Annotated in this window: 17 protein-coding genes and 4 pseudogenes; 13 read left to right on the top strand and 8 right to left on the bottom strand. The window is 61.7% G+C overall.

Going from position 1 to position 18,617, the window contains the following annotated elements:
* Positions 1-480: 480 nt before the first annotated feature.
* The 4 genes from hemG to pepQ are packed head-to-tail and all read right to left on the bottom strand — an operon-like array spanning position 481 to position 4,446.
* Positions 481-1,005, bottom strand: coding sequence for a menaquinone-dependent protoporphyrinogen IX dehydrogenase (gene hemG, locus AB5Y50_RS12030; protein WP_029313439.1), 525 nt, complete (start codon positions 1,003-1,005; stop codon positions 481-483).
* Between the two features lie 7 nt (positions 1,006-1,012).
* Positions 1,013-2,470: a TrkH family potassium uptake protein gene (locus AB5Y50_RS12025; RefSeq protein ID WP_069784358.1), complete on the bottom strand. Its 1,458-nt coding sequence runs from the start codon at positions 2,468-2,470 to the stop codon at positions 1,013-1,015.
* 36 nt (positions 2,471-2,506) lie between these two features.
* Complete coding sequence (locus AB5Y50_RS12020; RefSeq protein WP_010672418.1) at positions 2,507-3,124, bottom strand: YigZ family protein; 618 nt, start codon at positions 3,122-3,124, stop codon at positions 2,507-2,509.
* On the bottom strand, positions 3,124-4,446 hold the full coding sequence (gene pepQ, locus AB5Y50_RS12015) for a Xaa-Pro dipeptidase (protein ID WP_069784357.1): 1,323 nt from the start codon (positions 4,444-4,446) through the stop codon (positions 3,124-3,126). Before pepQ ends, AB5Y50_RS12020 begins: the two co-directional genes overlap by 1 nt.
* 196 nt (positions 4,447-4,642) lie before the next feature.
* On the opposite strand from pepQ, the gene AB5Y50_RS12010 reads away from it, so the two are divergent.
* From AB5Y50_RS12010 to AB5Y50_RS11985, 6 genes are all read left to right on the top strand, one after another.
* Positions 4,643-6,580 (top strand): acetoacetate--CoA ligase, encoded by a 1,938-nt coding sequence (locus tag AB5Y50_RS12010; RefSeq protein ID WP_069784356.1) that lies wholly within the window; start codon positions 4,643-4,645, stop codon positions 6,578-6,580.
* A gap of 204 nt (positions 6,581-6,784) precedes the next feature.
* Positions 6,785-8,932 carry a fatty acid oxidation complex subunit alpha FadB gene (gene fadB, locus AB5Y50_RS12005; RefSeq protein ID WP_069784355.1) on the top strand — a complete coding sequence of 716 codons (2,148 nt, stop codon included), beginning with the start codon at positions 6,785-6,787 and terminating at the stop codon, positions 8,930-8,932.
* Positions 8,933-10,117, top strand: a complete 1,185-nt coding sequence (gene fadA / locus AB5Y50_RS12000; protein ID WP_198497327.1) for an acetyl-CoA C-acyltransferase FadA — start codon at positions 8,933-8,935, stop codon at positions 10,115-10,117.
* A gap of 347 nt (positions 10,118-10,464) precedes the next feature.
* A complete protein-coding gene (locus AB5Y50_RS11995; RefSeq protein ID WP_010672413.1) occupies positions 10,465-11,187 on the top strand; it encodes a response regulator in 723 nt (240 codons plus the stop codon).
* A gap of 113 nt (positions 11,188-11,300) precedes the next feature.
* The gene (locus AB5Y50_RS11990; RefSeq protein ID WP_010672412.1) at positions 11,301-12,746 is read left to right on the top strand and encodes an ATP-binding protein; all 1,446 of its coding nucleotides are present in this window, start codon (positions 11,301-11,303) and stop codon (positions 12,744-12,746) included.
* 3 nt (positions 12,747-12,749) lie between these two features.
* Positions 12,750-14,006 carry an ABC transporter substrate-binding protein gene (locus AB5Y50_RS11985; protein ID WP_319882922.1) on the top strand — a complete coding sequence of 419 codons (1,257 nt, stop codon included), beginning with the start codon at positions 12,750-12,752 and terminating at the stop codon, positions 14,004-14,006.
* A gap of 44 nt (positions 14,007-14,050) precedes the next feature.
* Here AB5Y50_RS11985 and AB5Y50_RS11980 read toward each other — a convergent pair whose 3' ends face one another.
* Positions 14,051-14,242, bottom strand: coding sequence for a hypothetical protein (locus AB5Y50_RS11980; RefSeq protein ID WP_010672410.1), 192 nt, complete (start codon positions 14,240-14,242; stop codon positions 14,051-14,053).
* 171 nt (positions 14,243-14,413) lie between these two features.
* Here AB5Y50_RS11980 and AB5Y50_RS11975 point away from each other — a divergent pair.
* The 6 genes and pseudogenes from AB5Y50_RS11975 to AB5Y50_RS11950 form a co-directional block, all read left to right on the top strand.
* Positions 14,414-14,509 (top strand): annotated as a pseudogene (locus AB5Y50_RS11975) (sulfurtransferase TusA); the annotation flags it as partial.
* A gap of 234 nt (positions 14,510-14,743) precedes the next feature.
* Positions 14,744-14,812: pseudogene (locus AB5Y50_RS11970) on the top strand (sulfurtransferase TusA); the annotation flags it as partial.
* A 41-nt stretch (positions 14,813-14,853) separates the two neighbouring features.
* Positions 14,854-15,099, top strand: a complete 246-nt coding sequence (gene tusA / locus AB5Y50_RS11965; RefSeq protein WP_041214136.1) for a sulfurtransferase TusA — start codon at positions 14,854-14,856, stop codon at positions 15,097-15,099.
* Positions 15,100-15,117: 18 nt separating this feature from the next.
* On the top strand, positions 15,118-15,465 hold the full coding sequence (locus tag AB5Y50_RS11960; protein ID WP_039041019.1) for a RidA family protein: 348 nt from the start codon (positions 15,118-15,120) through the stop codon (positions 15,463-15,465).
* A 28-nt stretch (positions 15,466-15,493) separates the two neighbouring features.
* Positions 15,494-15,583 (top strand): annotated as a pseudogene (locus tag AB5Y50_RS11955) (endoribonuclease L-PSP); the annotation flags it as partial.
* A gap of 28 nt (positions 15,584-15,611) precedes the next feature.
* A pseudogene (locus AB5Y50_RS11950) lies at positions 15,612-15,701 on the top strand (endoribonuclease L-PSP); the annotation flags it as partial.
* A 138-nt stretch (positions 15,702-15,839) separates the two neighbouring features.
* Here the strand turns inward: AB5Y50_RS11950 and AB5Y50_RS11945 are convergent.
* Positions 15,840-16,496: an OmpA family lipoprotein gene (locus AB5Y50_RS11945; RefSeq protein WP_010672405.1), complete on the bottom strand. Its 657-nt coding sequence runs from the start codon at positions 16,494-16,496 to the stop codon at positions 15,840-15,842.
* A gap of 163 nt (positions 16,497-16,659) precedes the next feature.
* Entirely contained in the window at positions 16,660-16,902 is a 243-nt protein-coding gene (locus AB5Y50_RS11940; RefSeq protein ID WP_052814725.1) for a hypothetical protein, read from the bottom strand.
* A 431-nt stretch (positions 16,903-17,333) separates the two neighbouring features.
* Here AB5Y50_RS11940 and AB5Y50_RS11935 point away from each other — a divergent pair, with 431 nt between their 5' ends.
* The gene (locus AB5Y50_RS11935) at positions 17,334-17,894 is read left to right on the top strand and encodes a cysteine hydrolase family protein (RefSeq protein WP_319882921.1); all 561 of its coding nucleotides are present in this window, start codon (positions 17,334-17,336) and stop codon (positions 17,892-17,894) included.
* Positions 17,895-17,955: 61 nt separating this feature from the next.
* On the opposite strand, the gene AB5Y50_RS11930 is transcribed toward AB5Y50_RS11935, so the two are convergent.
* Positions 17,956-18,528, bottom strand: a complete 573-nt coding sequence (locus AB5Y50_RS11930; protein WP_319882920.1) for a DNA-3-methyladenine glycosylase I — start codon at positions 18,526-18,528, stop codon at positions 17,956-17,958.
* Positions 18,529-18,617: the final 89 nt, after the last annotated feature.

Raw genomic sequence — 18,617 nt, 5'->3', positions numbered from 1 at the left:
CGTTCAATCTGAGCCATGATCAAACTCTTCAATTTAAGTTTGGTTGCTTCGAAAAGCGGCTCAATGAATTGCTGAATTAACTGCTGCAACTAAAAGTTGCTTTGGTCACTTCATCAGACATTGATATCAAAAATTGTTTTTGATGCTCGATGCTGTGAGTGCCCACACAGATTGCTTGATTCAAATTGTTAAAGAGCGTCACGCTTATCGCGTTGAGGAGGCGCATCTTACACTCCTCACTTCGAAAGTCAAGCGGTTGTTTTCGCTTTTCTTTCGGCGCCCACTTCCTAAGGAAGCTGGCTCATCAGGTTGGCGTGGTCCGCCGTGCTGGTAGGGGCGCATTATAGGGAGCCGCGCCGGGATGACAAGGGCTATTTTGCGAAAAATAGTCCTTTTTACCGTTTTGTGGCTCGAACGCCTACTTATCAAACAAAAAGCCCTGCTTACGCAGGGCTCTAGCCGCTTTGAATGACGTCGCTGTTACTTTTTTGACCAAAACTCACGGGCAAAGCCGCGCACCTTGTCCCAGTCGGTGAATTCCAGATCCTTGCTGGTATCCGTGCTGCCCCCGGTGATCTTCATGATCAACTGAATGATGCGGGTCTGCCACCAGTTGTAACGGGAGTACTGCAATGCCCCGGCAAACACCCCCAGAGTTTTGGGCTTCCAGGGAGAGAGGCGCAGAAACTTCTTCATGTAGGCGTTGGTCTGCGGCGTCTGCTTCTCGGGCTTGCGTGCCGTCAGGTTCACGCAGAAGAACGCCGCATTGGCTACTTCCAACTGTTCATGATGTGCGTGTATGAAGCTGAGCAGGCTGGGGTGGAAGTTACCATAGCGAATGGAAGCGCCAATCAACACCTTGGCATACTTGCTGAGGTTGCACATGGGCAGGGTGTGCAGGTCGTGCATCACCACTTCGCATCCTGATATTTCCTCCAGCATGACATCCACGATTTTCCGCGTTTGCCCGTCCCGGGAAGAATAAAGCACCAAAATTTTGTCCATACCAACCTCAACTACGCCAGAATGCAGGAGTAAACAGTACCAGAAGTGTGAAGATTTCCAATCGACCAAACAACATGGCCACGATCAATATCCACTGGGCAGTGGCCGAGATATTGCCGAAGTTGGCCGACACCTCCCCCAGACCCGGCCCCACGTTGGTGAATGCCGCAGCCACGGCGGAGAAGGCCGTCACTTCGTTCAGCCCCGTCATCAGCAGCAACAGCATGAAGATGAAGAACAGGATGATGTAGGTGGCAAAGTAGCCCCAGACCGCTTCCACGATCCGTTCCGGTACGGCACGGCGTCCCAGCTTCAAGGTGTAGATGGCCCGCGGATGCACCAACCGTTTGAGTTCACGCATCCCCTGCAGGAACAGGATCATGAAACGCATCACCTTGATGCCCCCCCCGGTACTGCCGGCACAACAGCCGATGAAGGCAGAGAACATCAACAGCATGGGCAGGAAGGAGGGCCAATCCGCATAGCTGGTGGTGCTGTACCCCGTGGTCGTGCCCAGAGACACCGCCTGGAACAGGCCATGGTTGAGCGCATCCTGCCAGGTATCGTAGTGGCCGTGGAACAGCAGAGAGACGAAACAGATCAGCACCAGCACGCACTGGATGCTCAGAAACACCTTGAGCTCGGAGTCACGCAGATAACTGCTCACGCGCACCGGCTTGTGGGCAAACACCATGAAGTGCAGCGCGAAGTTGACGCTCGCCAGCAGCAGGAACACCACTGTGATCAGGTTGATGGCCGGGCTGTCGAAGAAACCGATGCTGGCGTCGTGGGTCGAGAACCCCCCAACCGACAAGGTGGAGAAGGAGTGGCAGATGGCATCGAACAACGTCATTCCCGCCATCCAGTACGCGAGAGCGCAGAGGGAGGTCAGCAACAGATAGATGAACCAGAGCGCCTTGGCCGTCTCGGCGATGCGCGGGGTCACCTTGTTGTCCTTGACGGGCCCCGGGATCTCGGCGCGATAGAGTTGCATACCCCCGATACCCAGCAGTGGCAGCACGGCCACCGCCAGCACGATGATCCCCATGCCACCGAGCCATTGCAGCAGCTGGCGGTAGAAGAGAAACGCCTTGGGCAGATTGTCCAGCCCGGTCAGCACCGTTGCACCCGTGGTAGTCAGGCCGGAAAACGACTCGAAAAATGCCTCCGAGACCGACATGTTCGGCACGTCGCTGATGATGAAGGGGACGGCACCCACGCTCCCCAGCACCACCCAGAACAGCACCACGATGAGGAAGCCTTCCTTGGACCTGAGTTCCTTTTTCTGGTGGCGGTTGGGGAACCAGAGCAGGAGGCCGAGCAGGAGGGCTATGACGAAGGAGTTGACGAACTCGGTACCACCGCCATCACGATACCCAAAAGCGACCACCGCGGGCAGCAGCATGGTCGAGCTGAACAGGGCAACCAGCAGACCGACGATACGAATGATGCTCAGAATCTGCATTCCGGCTCCCTCTTCAAACTAAAAGAGCGATGGATTCTAGCCATCTAAGGGACGAAGGGATACCCGACCCTGGGTCCGGTCGGTCAATTCCTGTGCGATACGGGCCCAGAGCGCAGACTCCCACGCTACCTGAAGGGTGACGCTGGCACCATAATCGGCCACCAGCAACTGCCCTTGATGGGCAGAGATGAGGGACTCCACGGCCCCCATGTCGGTGTAGTCACACTGGATCACGGAAGAGGTCAGCTGACGCTTGATACAAGTTTCAAGTTGCTTGAGTGCTGCCCCCACACCACCGCCATAGGCCTTGACCAGGCCACCGGTCCCCAGCAGCACGCCACCGTAATAGCGCACCACCACGGCGGCGACTTCACCCAGACCGGCCCCCATCAACTGGGCCAGCATGGGTTTGCCCGCCGTGCCCGAGGGTTCGCCATCATCACTGAAACCATAAACCTGGCTGTCTTGCGGGGCGCCGGCGACAAAAGCCCAGCAGTGATGCCGGGCTCCCGGGTGTTGCTGTTTGATCTCGTCTATCCAGGCCTTGGCGGCCTCGACGGTCGGAGTGTGGGCGATGTAGGTAATGAAGCGGCTCTTCTTGATCTCCTCGCTCACCTCCAGTGGGGCTGCCGGTATGGGGTAATCCGTCGCCATCAGAGCCCTGCTTGTCTGGTCAGGTTCTCCACCCCGTTGGCATGCAACACCACGTTGTCCTCGATGCGAATGCCACCATAGGGACGCAGCGCCTCCACCTTGTTCCAGTTGATCCGCTTGCCCTGCTCACCCTGGCGCAGCGGCTCCAGCAGGCTGTCGATGAAGTAGAGACCCGGCTCTATGGTGAACACCTGGCCCACTTCCATCACCCGGGTGCAGCGCAGATAGGGGAACTGCTCGGGGGCCGCCAGGTGGGTGCCGCGCTCATCCTGCATGAAGCCGCCGGCATCGTGTACCTGCAGGCCGAGGAAGTGGCCGAGACCGTGGGGGAAGAAGACATTGGTCACCCCGGTGTGGATCATCTCGTCCACCGACATGTCTACCAGTTCGGTGGCTTGCAGCAGGCGCGCCAGCCTGTGGTGCATCTGCAGGTGCAGCTCGCTGTAGCGGCGGCCCGGCTTGATCTCGTCGATGATCTCCTGTTGCTGTGCATCCAGCGCTGCGATCAGATCGGCGAACTCACCGCGGCGCCAGGCCCAAGTCCGGGTAATGTCGGAGGCATAACCGTGCACGTCCACACCGGCATCGATGAGGAAGGAGTAACGCTCCGCATCCGGCACCCGCTGGGTGGAGAGATGGGTGTAGTGCAGGATGGCCGCATTGCGGTTGATGGCAACAATGTTGCCGTAGGGCGCCTCATTGGCCCCCTGTCCGACCGCCTTCATGTAGGCCAGGTTGATCTCGAACTCGCTCGCCCCCGCCATGAAGGAGTCCTTGGCCGCGATGTGGCCGCGCACGCCGATGCGGTTGGCATCGCGAAGACATTCCAGCTCATAGGGCGTCTTGTAGGCACGGTGGTAGTGCAGGTAATTGAGGACCGCCTCCGGATTGAGCTGACCCAGTCCCAGCAGCTCGGCCACTTCCAGATGGCCGCCCAGATAGGCCCACTCCTGCTTGTTGGCCGGCAGGTGATCGGCAACCTGCTCCGGGCGAGTCAGGAAGCGAATGTCGAAGAAGTCGACCCAGAAGGCGTTGGGCAACTCCGCCACCTTGTGCCAGAAGTCCACCGGCCGGTAGAACAGCAGCACCGGCTTGCTCACGCCATCCACCAGCAACCAGCAGTGAGGGTTGTCCAGCACCGGCAGCCAGGCCTTGAACTGGGGATTCACCTTGAAGGGATAATCCTGGTCATCGAGGAAGATACGATGAGTCTGGCCGGAGTGGATAGCGAGACCGCCAAGACTCTGTTGTTGCAGGATGTCGCGGGTACGCTGCTGAAGGGTGTCGAGATGCTGGGCAAAAAGTTGGCTGTAACTGCTCATGGCGTCCTGCTCCGGGCGAATGTGACTTCAGCATAACATCAAGCGAATCAAGGCTCGAGCCACCCGGCTTTCGCTTCGTGAGGTAACGCATAGGTTACAGGCTTTTTGTTATGAAGATAAAACAGACAATTAACAAACAAAGAACAATTCAATACACTGCCCACAGACAGTAGATATCAGCCGTCAGGAACAACTCATGCAAAACCTTTGTCTGTGGACACCGGCTCAGGACAGGATGCAGCACTCCAACCTCCACCAGTTCATGGCCGAGGTCAATCACTTCCATGGCCTGCAACTGCGCAGCTATACCGACCTGTATCAATGGTCGGTGGAGAAGACCACCCGCTTCTGGCCCCTGGTGTGGCAGCACTGCGGCGTCAAGGGCGAGCTTGGCAACATTGTGGCGGAGAACCGCCAGGATATGCAGCGCGCCCGCTGGTTCCCCGACAGCCAGCTCAACTTCGCCGAGAACCTGCTGCGCCGTCAGGATGAGAGCCCGGCCATCATCTCCCGCATCGAAGGGGGCCCAAGCCGGACCCTGAGCTGGCATGAGCTGGCAGATCAGGTCGCCCGCCTGGCCCAGTGGCTTCGCAGCCAGGGCATAGGCCGGGGTGATGTGGTCGCAGCCTACCTGCCCAATATCCCGGAAACAGTGGTGGCCATGCTGGCAACCACCAGCCTCGGCGCGATCTGGACCTCCACCAGTCCCGATTTTGGCGAGGCCAGCGTAGTGGAGCGCTTCGGCCAGACCCGTCCCAGGGTGCTGTTTGCGGTGGATGGCTACCGCTACGGCGGCAAGGCCATCGACATTCAGGACAAGGTGGCCAGCGTCGTCGGTCAGCTCGACAGCCTAGAGCAGACGGTGATGATCCCCCTGCTCGGCAACCCGCTGCAGCTTGGTCACAACTGGCAGCAATTGCTGGCAAGCCAGCATGATGCCCAGCTCGCCTTCGAGACCATGGCCTTCAACGACCCGCTCTACATCCTCTACTCCTCCGGCACCACCGGCAAACCCAAGTGCATCGTGCACGGCATTGGCGGCACCCTGCTGCAACACCTGAAAGAGCACCAGTTGCACTGCGACATCAAGCCGGGGGAGCGCATCTTCTACTTCACCACCTGTGGCTGGATGATGTGGAACTGGCTGGTGAGCGCCCTCGCCTCCGGCGCCACCCTGGTGCTCTACGATGGTTCCCCCTTCTACCCGGATGGCAACGTGCTGTGGGATCTCGCACGGGACGAAGAGGTCGCCCTGTTCGGCACCTCGGCCAAGTATCTCGATGCGCTGCACAAGCAGGGTTATGCCCCCATCAAGACCCACGACCTGCCTGCCTTGCGCCTCATCTGCAGCACCGGATCCGTGCTGTCGCCGGAGGGGTTTGACTATGTTTACCAGCAGATAAAGCAGGATGTGCAGCTCAGCTCCATCTCTGGCGGCACCGACATCTGCTCCTGCTTCGTCATCGGCAACCCCTTGAGCCCCATCTATCGCGGCGAGAGCCAGGGGCGCGGCCTTGGTCTCGCGGTGCAGGTATTCAACGAGGCGGGCCAGCCGGTGCTGGGTGAGAAGGGCGAGCTGGTCTGTACCAAGCCGTTCCCGGCCCAGCCCATTTACTTCTGGGGTGACGAAAATGGCGACAAGTACCACGCCGCCTACTTCGAGCGGTTCGACAACATCTGGTGCCACGGGGACTGGATCGAGCTGACCCCGACCGGCGGCATCCTGTTCTACGGCCGCTCCGACGCGACCCTCAACCCGGGCGGCGTGCGCATCGGCACCAGCGAGATCTACCGCTATGTGGAACAACTCGACGAGGTGGAGGAGAGCATCGTCATCGGCCAGCAATGGAAACAGGACGAGCGGGTGGTGCTGTTCGTCAAGCTCAAGACGGGTTGCAAGCTGGACGACGGGCTGCGTGAGCGGATCTGCCAGCAGATCAAGCGGCACTGCACCGCCCGTCATGTGCCTGCCCGCATCCTGCAGGTGGATGCCATCCCCCGCACCAAGTCCGGCAAGATAGTGGAGCTGGCGGTGCGGGAAGTGGTGCACAACCGCCCCGTCAACAACACCCACGCCCTCGCCGATCCCGAGGTCTTGAACCAGTATCGCAATCGGCCGGAACTGGCCAGTTGATACCACGCTCATCTCCATCGGAGGCGCCGCAAGGCGCCTCTTTTTTGCCCGTTTTGTGATGAAGAGCTTTTACTCGACAACTGTTAAACAAATGTTTTAAATAGGTGTTGAAAATGTCTCCTTTTGGATCAATAGTGAGCCTCGCCCCCTGCTGGGGATAAAGGAGCACCATTCCCCACAGAGTGGGAACAAGGAGACACTCTCATGATCTACCAAGGCGAAACCCTGACGGTCAGCTACCTCGAAGACGGCATTGCCGAGCTGAGGTTCGATGCCCCGGGTTCAGTCAACAAGCTGGATCGCGCTACCCTGCTCTCCCTGAGCGAAGCGATCGCCGCATTACAGCAACAAGCCGATTTGAAGGGTCTGATCCTCACCTCCGGCAAAGACGCTTTCATCGTCGGCGCCGACATCACCGAATTCCTGGAACTGTTCGATCTGCCGCAAGAAGACCTGCTCGGCTGGCTGAAGAAGGCCAACGACATCTTCAGCGCCATCGAAGATCTGCCGGTGCCCACCCTCTCCGCCATCAAGGGCCATGCTCTGGGCGGCGGCTGCGAGACTATTCTCTCCACCGATTTCCGGCTGGCCGACACCACGGCCAAGATCGGCCTGCCCGAGACCAAGCTCGGCATCATGCCGGGCTTTGGCGGCACTGTCCGTCTGCCGCGGGTGATCGGTGCCGACAACGCGCTGGAGTGGATCACCACCGGCAAGGATTACCGTGCCGATGACGCCCTCAAGGTGGGCGCCATCGACGCCGTGGTCGCCCCGGACGCGCTGCACAGCGCCGCCGTGCAGATGATCAAGGACGCGATCAAAGGCAAGCTGGACTGGCAGGGCCGCCGCGCCGCCAAGAAAGCGCCGCTGCGCCTCTCCAAACTGGAAGCCATGATGAGCTTCACCACCGCCGCCGGTATGGTTGCCGCCGTGGCGGGCAAACACTATCCGGCCCCCATGGCCGCCGTGAAGACGGTGGAAGCCGCCGCTGGCATGGGCCGTGACGAAGCGCTGGCCGCCGAGGCCGCCACCTTCATCAAATTGGCGAAAACCGACGTGGCCAAGGCGCTGGTCGGTATCTTCCTCAACGATCAGCACATCAAGGCGCTGGCCAAGAAGGCCGCCAAGCAGGCAAACAAGGCCACCGGCCATGCCGCCGTGCTGGGTGCCGGCATCATGGGGGGTGGCATCGCCTACCAGTCTGCCAGCAAGGGCATCCCGGCGGTGATGAAGGACATCAACGAGAAAGCGCTGGCACTTGGCATGAATGAGGCCACCAAGCTGCTCAACGGCCAGCTCGAGCGCGGTCGCATCGACGGCATCAAGATGGGCCAGGTGCTCTCCGCCATTACCCCAACCCTCAGCTATGACAACGTCAAGCATGTGGACGTGGTGGTCGAAGCCGTGGTCGAGAACCCGAAAGTGAAGGCGGCCGTGCTGAGTGAAGTGGAAGGGATCATCGGCGAAGACGCCGTGCTCGCCAGCAACACCTCCACCATCCCCATCTCCCTGCTGGCCAAGGGACTGAAGCGCCCCGAGAATTTCTGCGGCATGCACTTCTTCAACCCGGTGCACCGCATGCCACTGGTGGAGATCATCCGCGGCGAGCAAACTTCCGATGAAACCATCAACCGCGTGGTGGCCTACGCCGCCGCCATGGGCAAGTCCCCGGTGGTGGTCAACGACTGCCCCGGCTTCTTCGTGAACCGCGTGCTGTTCCCTTACTTCTTCGGCTTCAACAAGCTGGTCGCCGACGGCGCCGACTTCGCCGCCGTCGACAAGGTGATGGAGAAGGAGTTCGGCTGGCCCATGGGCCCCGCCTACCTGCTGGACGTGGTCGGCATCGACACCGGCCACCATGCCGGTGACGTGATGGCGCAGGGCTTCCCGGCACGCATGAGCAAGGAAGGCCGCACCGCCATCGACGTGATGTACGAAGTGAGCCGCTTCGGTCAGAAGAACGGCAAGGGCTTCTACGCCTACGAGCAGGACAAGAAGGGTAAACCGAAGAAGGTGGCCGATGCCGCCAGCTACGAGCTGCTGGCCCCCATCGCCAAGCCGAAGCAGGACTTTGACAAGGAAGCCATTATCGCTCGCATGATGATCCCGATGATCAACGAGGTGGTGCTCTGTCTGGAAGAGGGCATAGTCGCCACGCCAGCCGAAGCCGACATCGCACTGGTCTACGGTTTGGGCTTCCCTCCCTTCCGCGGCGGCGTGTTCCGCTATCTGGACACTATCGGTCTGGATCGCTACGTGGCCATGGCCGACCAGTATGCCGACTTGGGCCCGCTCTACCGCGTCAGCGACAAGCTGCGTGAGATGGCCGCCCAGGGCAACACCTTCTACTGATTGCGGAAAGGAGATCCATTCATGAAAGACGTAGTCATTGTCGACTGTATCCGGACCCCCATGGGCCGGTCCAAGGGCGGCGCCTTCCGCAACGTGCGTGCAGAAGACTTGTCCGCGCACCTGATGAAATCCATCCTGCTGCGCAACCCCAACCTCGACCCAAACGAGATCGAGGATATCTACTGGGGCTGCGTGCAGCAGACCCTGGAACAGGGCTTCAACATTGCCCGCAACGCCGCCTTGCTGGCCGGCATTCCCAAGCAGGTGGGGGCGGTCACCGTCAACCGCCTGTGCGGCTCCAGCATGCAGGCGCTGCACGATGCCTCCCGCGCCATTCAGGTGGGTGACGGCGATATCTTCATCATCGGTGGCGTCGAGCACATGGGTCACGTGCCGATGAGCCACGGGGTGGACTTCCACCCCGGCATGGCCAAGTCGGTGGCGAAAGCCTCCGGCATGATGGGGCTGACCGCCGAGATGCTCGGCAAGCTGCACGGCATCAGTCGTCAGCAGCAGGACGAGTTTGCGGCCCGCTCCCACCGCCGTGCCCACGCCGCCACCGTGGAAGGGCGTTTTGCCAAGGAGATCGTCGGGCTGGAAGGGCACGACGCCAGCGGCGCCCGCTTCTTCTACGACTATGACGAGGTGATCCGCCCCGAGACCACGGTCGAGACGCTGAGCCAGCTGCGCCCGGTGTTCGACCCGGTCAACGGTACCGTCACCGCCGGCACCTCCTCGGCCCTGTCCGATGGCGCCGCCGCCATGCTGGTGATGAGTGCGGACCGTGCAAAGGCCCTCGGCCTCACGCCCCGCGCCAGGGTGCGCGCCATGGCCATCGCCGGCTGTGACGCCGCCATCATGGGTTACGGCCCGGTGCCGGCCACCCAGAAAGCGCTCAAGCGGGCCGGTCTGACCGTCGGCGACATCGACCTCTTCGAGCTGAACGAGGCGTTTGCCGCCCAGTCCCTGCCCTGCGTGAAGGATCTGGGTCTGCAAGACCTGGTGGACGAGAAGGTGAACCTCAACGGTGGCGCCATCGCCCTGGGTCACCCGCTCGGCTGCTCCGGTGCCCGCATCTCCACCACCCTGATCAACCTGATGGAAGAGAAGGACGCCACCCTGGGAGTCGCCACCATGTGCATCGGCCTGGGTCAGGGCATCGCCACCGTGTTCGAACGGGTGTAAGTGAATCACTCCTGACCGCTCACCGGTCAGGGACGCCGCCTCGGGGCGGCAACAACAGACAGAAGGCGGCCCTGCTTCCCGGCACAGCGGCCCCATCACGAATACCGGGTCGGCCTGCCGACCCTGCTGTCGAGTCTGTGGAACGCGCCACACGGGGTGCGCTCCTGCCGTCGGAATCTGCGTGTTGGCCGGCCCGTTTGGGTCGGCCTTTTTTATTCTTTTCCCGCGATCGGGGCCAATCCTGAGGCTATATTGCCCATAACTTCACATTAGAGGGGGGGCTTGCTTGCTTTTTGCTCCCCCGACAGGTTCAATCTGCACAAAAAAATGGGTGGATGCACATACATATGTCAACGAGCAAACAACTGCTTATCGTCGACGACGATCGGGAGATCCGCGAGCTGCTCAACGAGTACCTGACCCGGGCCGGTTTCGAGGTACTGACCGCGGCTGAAGGGAACGAGATGCGCCAACAACTGGCCCAGCACAGCCCGGACCTCATCATTCTGGACATCATGATGCCCGGCGACGACGGCTTTACCCTCTGCCAGCAGATCCGCCGCGACTCCCAGGTACCCATCATCATGCTCACCGCCGCCTCCGACGAAGCGGATCGGGTGATCGGTCTGGAACTTGGCGCCGACGACTACATCGCCAAGCCGTTCAGCCCGCGCGAACTGCAGGCCCGCATCAAGGCGCTGCTGCGCCGCGCCGAATTCCGCCAGCCGGAGAAAGAAAAGGAACCGAGCCGTCGGCTGCGTTTCGCCGAGTGGACCCTGGACACCCTGAGCCACCAGCTGACCCACGAAGATGGCAGCCTGCTGGATCTCTCCGGCAGCGATGCCCTGCTGCTCGGCATGTTCCTGCAGCAGCCCGGCGTGGTGCTGGACAGGGATACCATCTCGGACGCCACCCGCGGTCGCGAGAGCCTGCCCATGGAACGCGGCATCGATGTGCAGATCAGCCGCCTGCGCCAGAAGCTGGGTGACAACGGCAAGAGCCCTCGCATCATCAAGACCATTCGCGGCAGCGGCTACATGCTGATCGCTGAAGTCCACGAGATCCCGTAGCAGACAGACGCTACGGCGAGACCTTGAACGGGCAGAAGAGAGACCCATCACGGGGCAATGGCAAGGCACAGAGGTAAGCACCCCATGCTGATCGACAAGAGACACACGCTGCCATGACGGGGCAGAAGTTCTGGCGGGCCCTGGTGCCCCGCTCCCTGCTGTCGCGGATGCTGCTGCTGTTGCTGCTCGCCATCCTGCTCTCCCAGACCATCCTCACCGGCATCTGGATGCAGCAGATCCAGAAGCGGGAGCTGGAGGGCATGCTCAGCACCACCCGCAACCTGGCGCTGTCGGCGGCTTCCACCGTCAACTTCTTCAAGTCCCTGCCCCTGCAATACCGCCACATTGCCCTGGATCAGCTGCGCAACATGGGCGGCAGCCGCTTCTTCGTCTCCCTGAACGAGGAAGAGATCCACATCAGCGCCATCCCCGACAGCGAGCGCAAGACGCTGGTGCTCAAAGAGGTGCAGGAGGTGCTCAGCCGCAAACTCTCCGACGCCATGGCGATCAAGGTGGATTTCTCCCGCCCCGAGGAGCTGCACGTCTTCAACAACGACACCCTGCTGGCGGATCTCCCCTCCTCCTGGGCCCGCTACACCCTGTCCCTGGAGCCCATCAATCCGCCGGTGCTGGTGACCCAGATCGAGATAGAACCGGGGGAGTGGCTCTATCTGGCGGCCCTGCTGCCCGCCCCCTACATGACGCTGGATGACACCGTGATGCCAAGCAATCAGGTGCGTTTCATCGCCCTGATGACGGTCTTCCTCTGCTTCTTCACCTTCATGCTGGTGCGCTGGCAGACCCGCCCCCTGCGTCGCCTCGCCAAGGCAGCGGTCAACCTCGGCAAGGACATCGACCAGCCGTCCCTCAAGGAGGAGGGTGCCTCCGAAATCGTGGCGGCGACCCGCGCCTTCAACATCATGCAGCAGCGCATTCGCCGCTTCATCGACGATCGGGAGCGCCTCTTCAGCTCCATCTCCCACGACCTCAAGACCCCCATCACCCGGCTGCGACTGCGGGTCGAACTGCTGGACGACGAGGTGCAGATCGCCAAGTTCAACAAGGACCTGGACGAGCTGGAGCTGATGGTCAAAGGGGCGCTGCAGACGGTCAAAGAGACGGACATTCACGAGAACCTCGAGCAGATCGACGTCAACGCCCTGCTGGAGCAGATGGCGGAGGCCATGAACTTGCACGAGGATCTGCTCACCATCGAGGGGCACTGCAAGTGGCCCTATCGCGGCAAGCTGCTGGCCCTCAAGCGCTGCATCGGCAACCTGGTGGACAACGGCATCAAGTACGGCCAGAAGGTGCGCATCATCATCATGGATGACGAGGAGATGCTGATCCTCTTCATCATGGACGAGGGGCCCGGTCTGCCGGACGATCAGTTCGAGCGCATCTTCGAGCCCTACTACCGCCTCAGCACCGATGCCGCCGGCACCGGGCTGGGCCTTGGCATCGCCCGCAACATAGCCCACGCCCACGGCGGCGACCTGGTGCTGGAAAATCGCCCCCAGGGCGGCCTGCAGGCCACCCTCTCCCTACCAAGGCAGTAATGTATGAAGTGGTTGTCTTTTTCTGTCATCGCCCTGCTCTCCCTGCCCGTCTGCGCCTCCCAGGTGGAGGTATTGCACTGGTGGACCTCCGGCGGCGAGGCCAGGGCCGTGGAAGTGCTCAAGTCCGAGTGGGCCGAGCAGGGCAACCAGTGGAACGACTTCGCGGTACAGGGGGGGGGCGGCAAGAGCGCCATGACGGTGCTCAAGAGCCGGGCCCTGGCGGCAAACCCGCCGGAGGCGGCCCACCTCAAGGGGTTCGAGCTGCACGAGTGGGGCAGCCTGGGCTTTCTGCGCGATCTCACCCCCATGGCCGAGCACCTCGGCTGGTACCCTCAGCTGCCCCCCATGGTGCGCGATACCCTCAGCCAGAACGGCGCCCTGATGGCGGTTCCCACCGGCATCCACCGGGTCAACTGGCTGTGGCTCAACCGCAAGGTATTCGAGCGACAGGGGCTCAAGCCCCCCACCGACTGGGCTAAGTTCGTGGCGGTGGCGGACAAGCTCAAGGAGCAGGGCATCACCCCCCTCGCCATCGGTAACGAACCCTGGCAGATCGCGGTGCTGTTCGAAACGGTGGCCCTCGGCGAAGGGGGCAAGACCTTCTATCGCAAGGCCTTCCTCGAACAGGACAGCGCCACCCTGACCGGCCCCGACATGGTGCGGGTGCTGACCCGCTTCCAGCAGTTGCGCGCCTATGTACCCGAGAAATACGCCGGCCTGAAGTGGCACCAGGCCACCAACCTGCTGGAGAGCGGCGGCGCCGCCATGCAGGTGATGGGGGACTGGGTGAAAGGGGAGCTGAGTGCAGGCAACTACCGCCCCGGCGAGGATATCGAGTGCCTGCCAAGCCCGGGCAGCCAGGGGCTGTTCAGCTACAACCTCGACTCCATCGCCATGTTCAAGCAGCGGGATCCCGCCCAGTTGCAGGCCCAGGGCGAGCTGGCCAGGCTGTTGATGACGCCGCGCTTCCAGGAAGCGTTCAACCGGGTGAAGGGCTCCATCCCGGCGCTCATCAAGCCGGACATGAGCAAGTTCGATCGTTGCGCCATCCGCTCCTATCAGGATTTCCTCCACGCCGAGCAACAGGACAACCTGCTGCCCAGCATGGCGGAGGGGATGGCGGTGCCCACCAACATGCGCCAGGGGATCATGGATGTGCTGAGCAGCTTCTTCAACGACGCCAGGGCCAACCCCGAGCAGACGGCGCAGCAGTTGGAGCGCGCCATGCGCTCGACCCGTTCCGGCGCGGAGCAGAAATGACAAAGGCGGACATCGTCCGCCTTTGAGTGCCAAGAGCCAGGCTCTCAGGAGGGATCGTTCTCGTCCTCATCCTCGTCGTAGTAGTCGCTGAGTTCGATCCAGAGCCCCAGTCCGATCATCACCATGGAGCCGAACCAGGTACCGGTATTACCTATCGGGCTGCCCAGCACTATCATGGCGAACGACAAGAACCCCATGCCTGCGTAGGCTTGCAATCTGCCGTAGGAGACCTGCATATTCACACCTCCTTGTTGAATATGGTTCAATTTTTATATTACTCATCGAGCGAAGCCTGGGTAGAGCCGGTTCACATTTTGGTAGCATATGCTGCATAACCGCCCCATGGTTTGATTATTTTTTCGCCGTGAGTATCATTGCTGGCCGAATTGGTTGAAGGTTGATTATTGATGAGTGCTTTATTCTGCGGCGCAACGCACGAGTTGGACGCAATCGGGCTTCGTTGCCCCGAGCCCGTGACGATGGCGCGCAAGTCGGTGCGGCTGAAGGTTGATTATTCATGAGTACTGTATTCTGCAATGCGACCCACGAGCTGGACGCAATTGGGCTTCGCTGCCCCGAACCCGTGACGATGGCGCGCAAGAAGGTGCGGCTGAAGGTTGATTATTCATGAGTACTGAATTCTGCAATGCGACCCACGAGTTGGACGCAATCGGACCTCGCCACCCCGAACCCGTGACGATAGCGCGCAAGAAAGTGCGGCTGAAGGTTGATTATTCATGAGTACTGAATTCTGCAATGCGACCCACGAGCTGGACGCAATCGGGCTTCGTTGCCCCGAACCCGTGACGATAGCGCGCAAGAAGGTGCGGCTGAAGGTTGATTATTCATGAGTACTGAATTCTGCAATGCGACCCACGAGCTGGACGCAATCGGGCTTCGTTGCCCCGAACCCGTGATGATGGTTCGCAAGAAAGTGCGGCTAATGGCGGATGGGGAGACCCTGCTGGTCAGCGCCGACGACCCCTCCACCACCCGCGACATTCCCAGCTTCTGCCGCTTCATGGACCATACCCTGGTCGCCAGCGAGACTGAGCAGGCCCCTTACCGCTACCTGATCCGCAAGGGTCAATAACCCTGTACCGGAGCAAACATGACAACCATTACCCGTATCGGCACCACCCAGCGCTGGTCTGATGTGGTCATCCACAACGGCACCCTCTACGTGGTGGAAGTGCCCGCCACCGAGACCGCCGACATCCACCAGCAGACCCGTGAAGTGCTGGAAAGCCTGCAGCGTTTGCTGGAAGCCAACGGTTCCGGCGTCGACAGGATCCTGATGGCCAACATCTATCTCAAGGACATTGAAGACATCGCCGCCTTCAACGCGCAGTGGGATGCCTGGATCCCGGCCGGCACAGCACCGGTACGCGCCTGCGTGCAGGCCCGTCTCGCCCACGAAGGCTACAAGGTGGAAGTACAGCTGACTGCCGCTGTCTAATCAAAACGGGATGCCTGGCTCCCCTGATGCCGACACCGCCCCCGTCCGTGCCTGCGTGCAGGCCCGTCTGGCCCATGAAGGCTACAAGGTCGAAGTGCAGCTGACTGCGGCTGTCTAAACAAAGCGGGATGCCTGGCTCCCCTGATGCCGATACAGCCCCGGTCCGTGCCTGCGTGCAGGCCCGTCTCGCCCACGAAGGCTACAGGGTGGAAGTACAGCTCACTGCCGCTGTCTAAGAGGCGGTTATCCCCTCATCCCCGACCCTTCTCCCTCAAGGGGAGAAGGGGGCAAGGAGCAAAGGGCACGCACCGGCGCCAATAGAAAGGCCCCGCCATCGCTGGCGGGGCCTTTTTCATGACTGCAACGCAGGCCGCTTAGGCGGTCGGGGTCAGGGTGATGGTCACCCGACGGTTCTGGGCCTTGCCTTCGGCGGTGCTGTTGCTGGCCACCGGCTGATCCGGACCCACACCGCTGATGGCAATGCGGCTGCCGGACACGCCCTGGCCGATCAGCTGGGCGGCGACGGCATCGGCGCGATCCCGGGAGAGCTTCATGTTCAGCTCGCGGGAGCCGGTGCTGTCGGTGTGACCGACCACGTTCAGACGGGTCTTGTCGAACTCGGCAACCACCAGGGCCACGCCGGACAGGGTGTTGGCACCGGCGGCTTTCAGCTGGGCGCTGGAGCTGTCGAAGGTGACGTTGTTCGGCATGTTGAGGATCAGCTGATCACCGTTGCGGGTCACGCTGACGCCGGTGCCTTGCAGCTTCTCGCGCAGCTTGGCTTCTTGCACATCCATGTAGTAACCGATACCGCCACCCAGGGCCGCACCGGCGGCGACGCCAGTCAGGATGCCCTTTTTGCGGTCGCCCTTGCTAGAGGAGAGCGCCCCCACGGCTGCGCCGGTCGCCGCACCCGCCAACGCGCCCCAGGCGCCCTTGGAGGTCTGGGATTCACCGGTATAAGGGTTGGTGGTACAGCCAGTGATGGCGACGGTCAGGGCAAGTGCAGGAACCAGTTTCTTGAAATGCATGAAAAAACCTCTGAAAAAGAACGACTCTAGCCGATGGTCGCGCATTCTAACCCAGAGAGGCGCCAGAGTGTGACGCGCGCATTGCGAAGATGGGCAGGGGGGCAACATGCCCCCCTGCCCCTAGTGACTTACCCGGTGCAGGCCATCTTCGGACGGGCCCGCATCAATATTTGATATCCCGGGCCTTGTCTCGCCCCTCCTGCTTGTTGTCACGATGCTCCTGGCGGCAGTCGGCATTGCCCACCCCCCCCTCACGACACGCCTGTTTCGCGTCACGGGACTCCTGACGGGTATCCTGACGCACATCGCGGGCGTCACGGCGCTCCTGGGCCTGCTTGGTGGCCTGTGCAGGCAGGGCGGCCAGCAAGGCGGTGGCGGCAAGCAGCGCCAATACGGACTTCTTCATGATGGCTCCTTCGCCAGACAACCTGAACCGGTCCGGCGTCTTTCAATGATAGGGGAGGGGCAAGATCCCGGCAGCGCAGACTCGGCCCTCGAGGCGTCGTCTGTGCAGCCTCGGACCTTCTTGCACAGGGCCGGCTTCCCCTCGTGTTTGCCCTGACGGGCGACGTCATCCCCAGGGTGCAGCCGATCAGGCCGGGGAAGAGAGGGCGAGCGGCGATCAGTGACACGGGATTCCCTCGTGATGACGATCCCGATGGTGAACCCGTGTGACTGTATCCCGGCTGTACCAAGGGGCGAAAAGGCTCCCGGCCCGGCCCGGTGCAACGGCAACATGCTCCATGGGTCTGGCGCGATGGAGCCCCCCCATATACGGGTTGTCTCATAAGAGCCCATGGCCCCAGAGTGGGTGACATTTCTCACGGAGCCATGACCATGTCGTCCCTTTCCCGCCCCGCGCTGCTCATCATCGACATCCAGGTGGGCCTCCTTCAAGGCCCGGAAGCCCCCCATGCCGGGGCCGAGACCCTGGCCAACATCAATCGCCTGAGCCAGGCGGCCCGCAGTGCCGCTCTCTCTGTGCTGGCGGTGCGCCACACGGGCCCGGCCGGCAGCCCCATCGCCGCCGGCAGCCCCCTCTGGCAACTGGCGCCGGAACTGCTCGTCGACGACACAGCCCGGGTGTTCGACAAGCAGCGGCCAAGCGCCTTTCAGGGCACCGATCTCGATGGCTGGCTGAAGGAGGACGGGGTGCAGACCCTGATCGTCACCGGCATGAAGACCCAGTACTGCATCGATACCACCTGCCGGGCGGCGGCGGATCTCGGCTACGCCGTGGTGCTGGTGAGCGATGCCCACACCTGCATGGATACCCCGCAGCTGACCGCCCCCCAGATCATCGCCCATCACAACGCCACCCTGGCCGGCCCCTTCGTGCGGCTGATGAGCAGCGACCAGGTGTGCGAGGCGCTGAGCCACACCCGTCAACCCGGTTGAGGCGACCCCACAACGAAGAAGGGAGGCCCAGGCCTCCCTTCTTCGTTGACGTGCGCCCGATCTACCCCGGCTGCTGGCACTCGGCGTGGCAGGGGCAGGTGACGAGATGATCGTTCACCATGCCCACCGCCTGCATAAAGGCGTAGCAGATGGTGCTGCCGACGAAGGTGAAGCCCCGCTTCTTCAGCGCCTTGGACATGGCATCCGACTCGGGGGAGGTCGCGGGAATGTCGCCGTTGCCCTGACGCTGGTTGACCATGGGGGCGCCCCCCACGAAGCCCCACAGGAAGTCGGCGAAGTCGATGCCTTCCGCCTCCAGCGCCAGATAGGCGCGGGCATTTTTGATGACCGACTGCACCTTGAGCCGGTTGCGGATGATGCCGCTGTCCTGCATCAGCCGTTCCACATCCTGTTCGTCGAACAGGGCGATGCGCACCGGATCGAAATCGGCATAGGCGCGATGGTAGCTCTCGGTGCGCTTGAGGATGGTGATCCACGACAGCCCCGCCTGCTGGCCATCGAGGCAGAGCTTGGCAAACAACTCGCGGGCGTCATACACCGGTCTGCCCCACTGCTTGTCATGGTATTCGATGTATTCCGGGTCTTTGGTTACCCAGGCGCAGCGCAGTTCCATTTCCTCTCCCCTGTTTTTCATCGGCCATCGGCGGGCCGCTTGCGTCGGCCACATCATAGGGCAAGCGGCAACATAGCCCCACTAATTCC

Origin of the sequence: Aeromonas sp. s6 (assembly GCF_040907815.1) — a bacterium.
In the GTDB taxonomy this organism is placed as follows: Bacteria; Pseudomonadota; Gammaproteobacteria; order Enterobacterales; family Aeromonadaceae; genus Aeromonas; species Aeromonas caviae.
The sequence above is the reverse complement of the archived record's forward strand: the minus strand, read 5'-3'. Positions and strand labels throughout refer to the sequence as shown.

Excerpts from the sequence above, each read along its gene's own strand:
- hemG (WP_029313439.1), bottom strand. The coding sequence starts at position 1,005 with ATGGACAAAATTTTGGTGCTTTATTCTTCCCGGGACGGGCAAACGCGG.
- AB5Y50_RS12025 (WP_069784358.1), bottom strand. The coding sequence starts at position 2,470 with ATGCAGATTCTGAGCATCATTCGTATCGTCGGTCTGCTGGTTGCCCTG.
- AB5Y50_RS12020 (WP_010672418.1), bottom strand. The coding sequence starts at position 3,124 with ATGGCGACGGATTACCCCATACCGGCAGCCCCACTGGAGGTGAGCGAG.
- pepQ (WP_069784357.1), bottom strand. The coding sequence starts at position 4,446 with ATGAGCAGTTACAGCCAACTTTTTGCCCAGCATCTCGACACCCTTCAG.
- AB5Y50_RS12010 (WP_069784356.1), top strand. The coding sequence starts at position 4,643 with ATGCAAAACCTTTGTCTGTGGACACCGGCTCAGGACAGGATGCAGCAC.
- fadB (WP_069784355.1), top strand. The coding sequence starts at position 6,785 with ATGATCTACCAAGGCGAAACCCTGACGGTCAGCTACCTCGAAGACGGC.
- AB5Y50_RS11995 (WP_010672413.1), top strand. The coding sequence starts at position 10,465 with ATGTCAACGAGCAAACAACTGCTTATCGTCGACGACGATCGGGAGATC.
- AB5Y50_RS11990 (WP_010672412.1), top strand. The coding sequence starts at position 11,301 with ATGACGGGGCAGAAGTTCTGGCGGGCCCTGGTGCCCCGCTCCCTGCTG.
- AB5Y50_RS11985 (WP_319882922.1), top strand. The coding sequence starts at position 12,750 with ATGAAGTGGTTGTCTTTTTCTGTCATCGCCCTGCTCTCCCTGCCCGTC.
- AB5Y50_RS11980 (WP_010672410.1), bottom strand. The coding sequence starts at position 14,242 with ATGCAGGTCTCCTACGGCAGATTGCAAGCCTACGCAGGCATGGGGTTC.
- tusA (WP_041214136.1), top strand. The coding sequence starts at position 14,854 with ATGAGTACTGAATTCTGCAATGCGACCCACGAGCTGGACGCAATCGGG.
- AB5Y50_RS11960 (WP_039041019.1), top strand. The coding sequence starts at position 15,118 with ATGACAACCATTACCCGTATCGGCACCACCCAGCGCTGGTCTGATGTG.
- AB5Y50_RS11945 (WP_010672405.1), bottom strand. The coding sequence starts at position 16,496 with ATGCATTTCAAGAAACTGGTTCCTGCACTTGCCCTGACCGTCGCCATC.
- AB5Y50_RS11940 (WP_052814725.1), bottom strand. The coding sequence starts at position 16,902 with ATGAAGAAGTCCGTATTGGCGCTGCTTGCCGCCACCGCCTTGCTGGCC.
- AB5Y50_RS11935 (WP_319882921.1), top strand. The coding sequence starts at position 17,334 with ATGTCGTCCCTTTCCCGCCCCGCGCTGCTCATCATCGACATCCAGGTG.
- AB5Y50_RS11930 (WP_319882920.1), bottom strand. The coding sequence starts at position 18,528 with ATGGAACTGCGCTGCGCCTGGGTAACCAAAGACCCGGAATACATCGAA.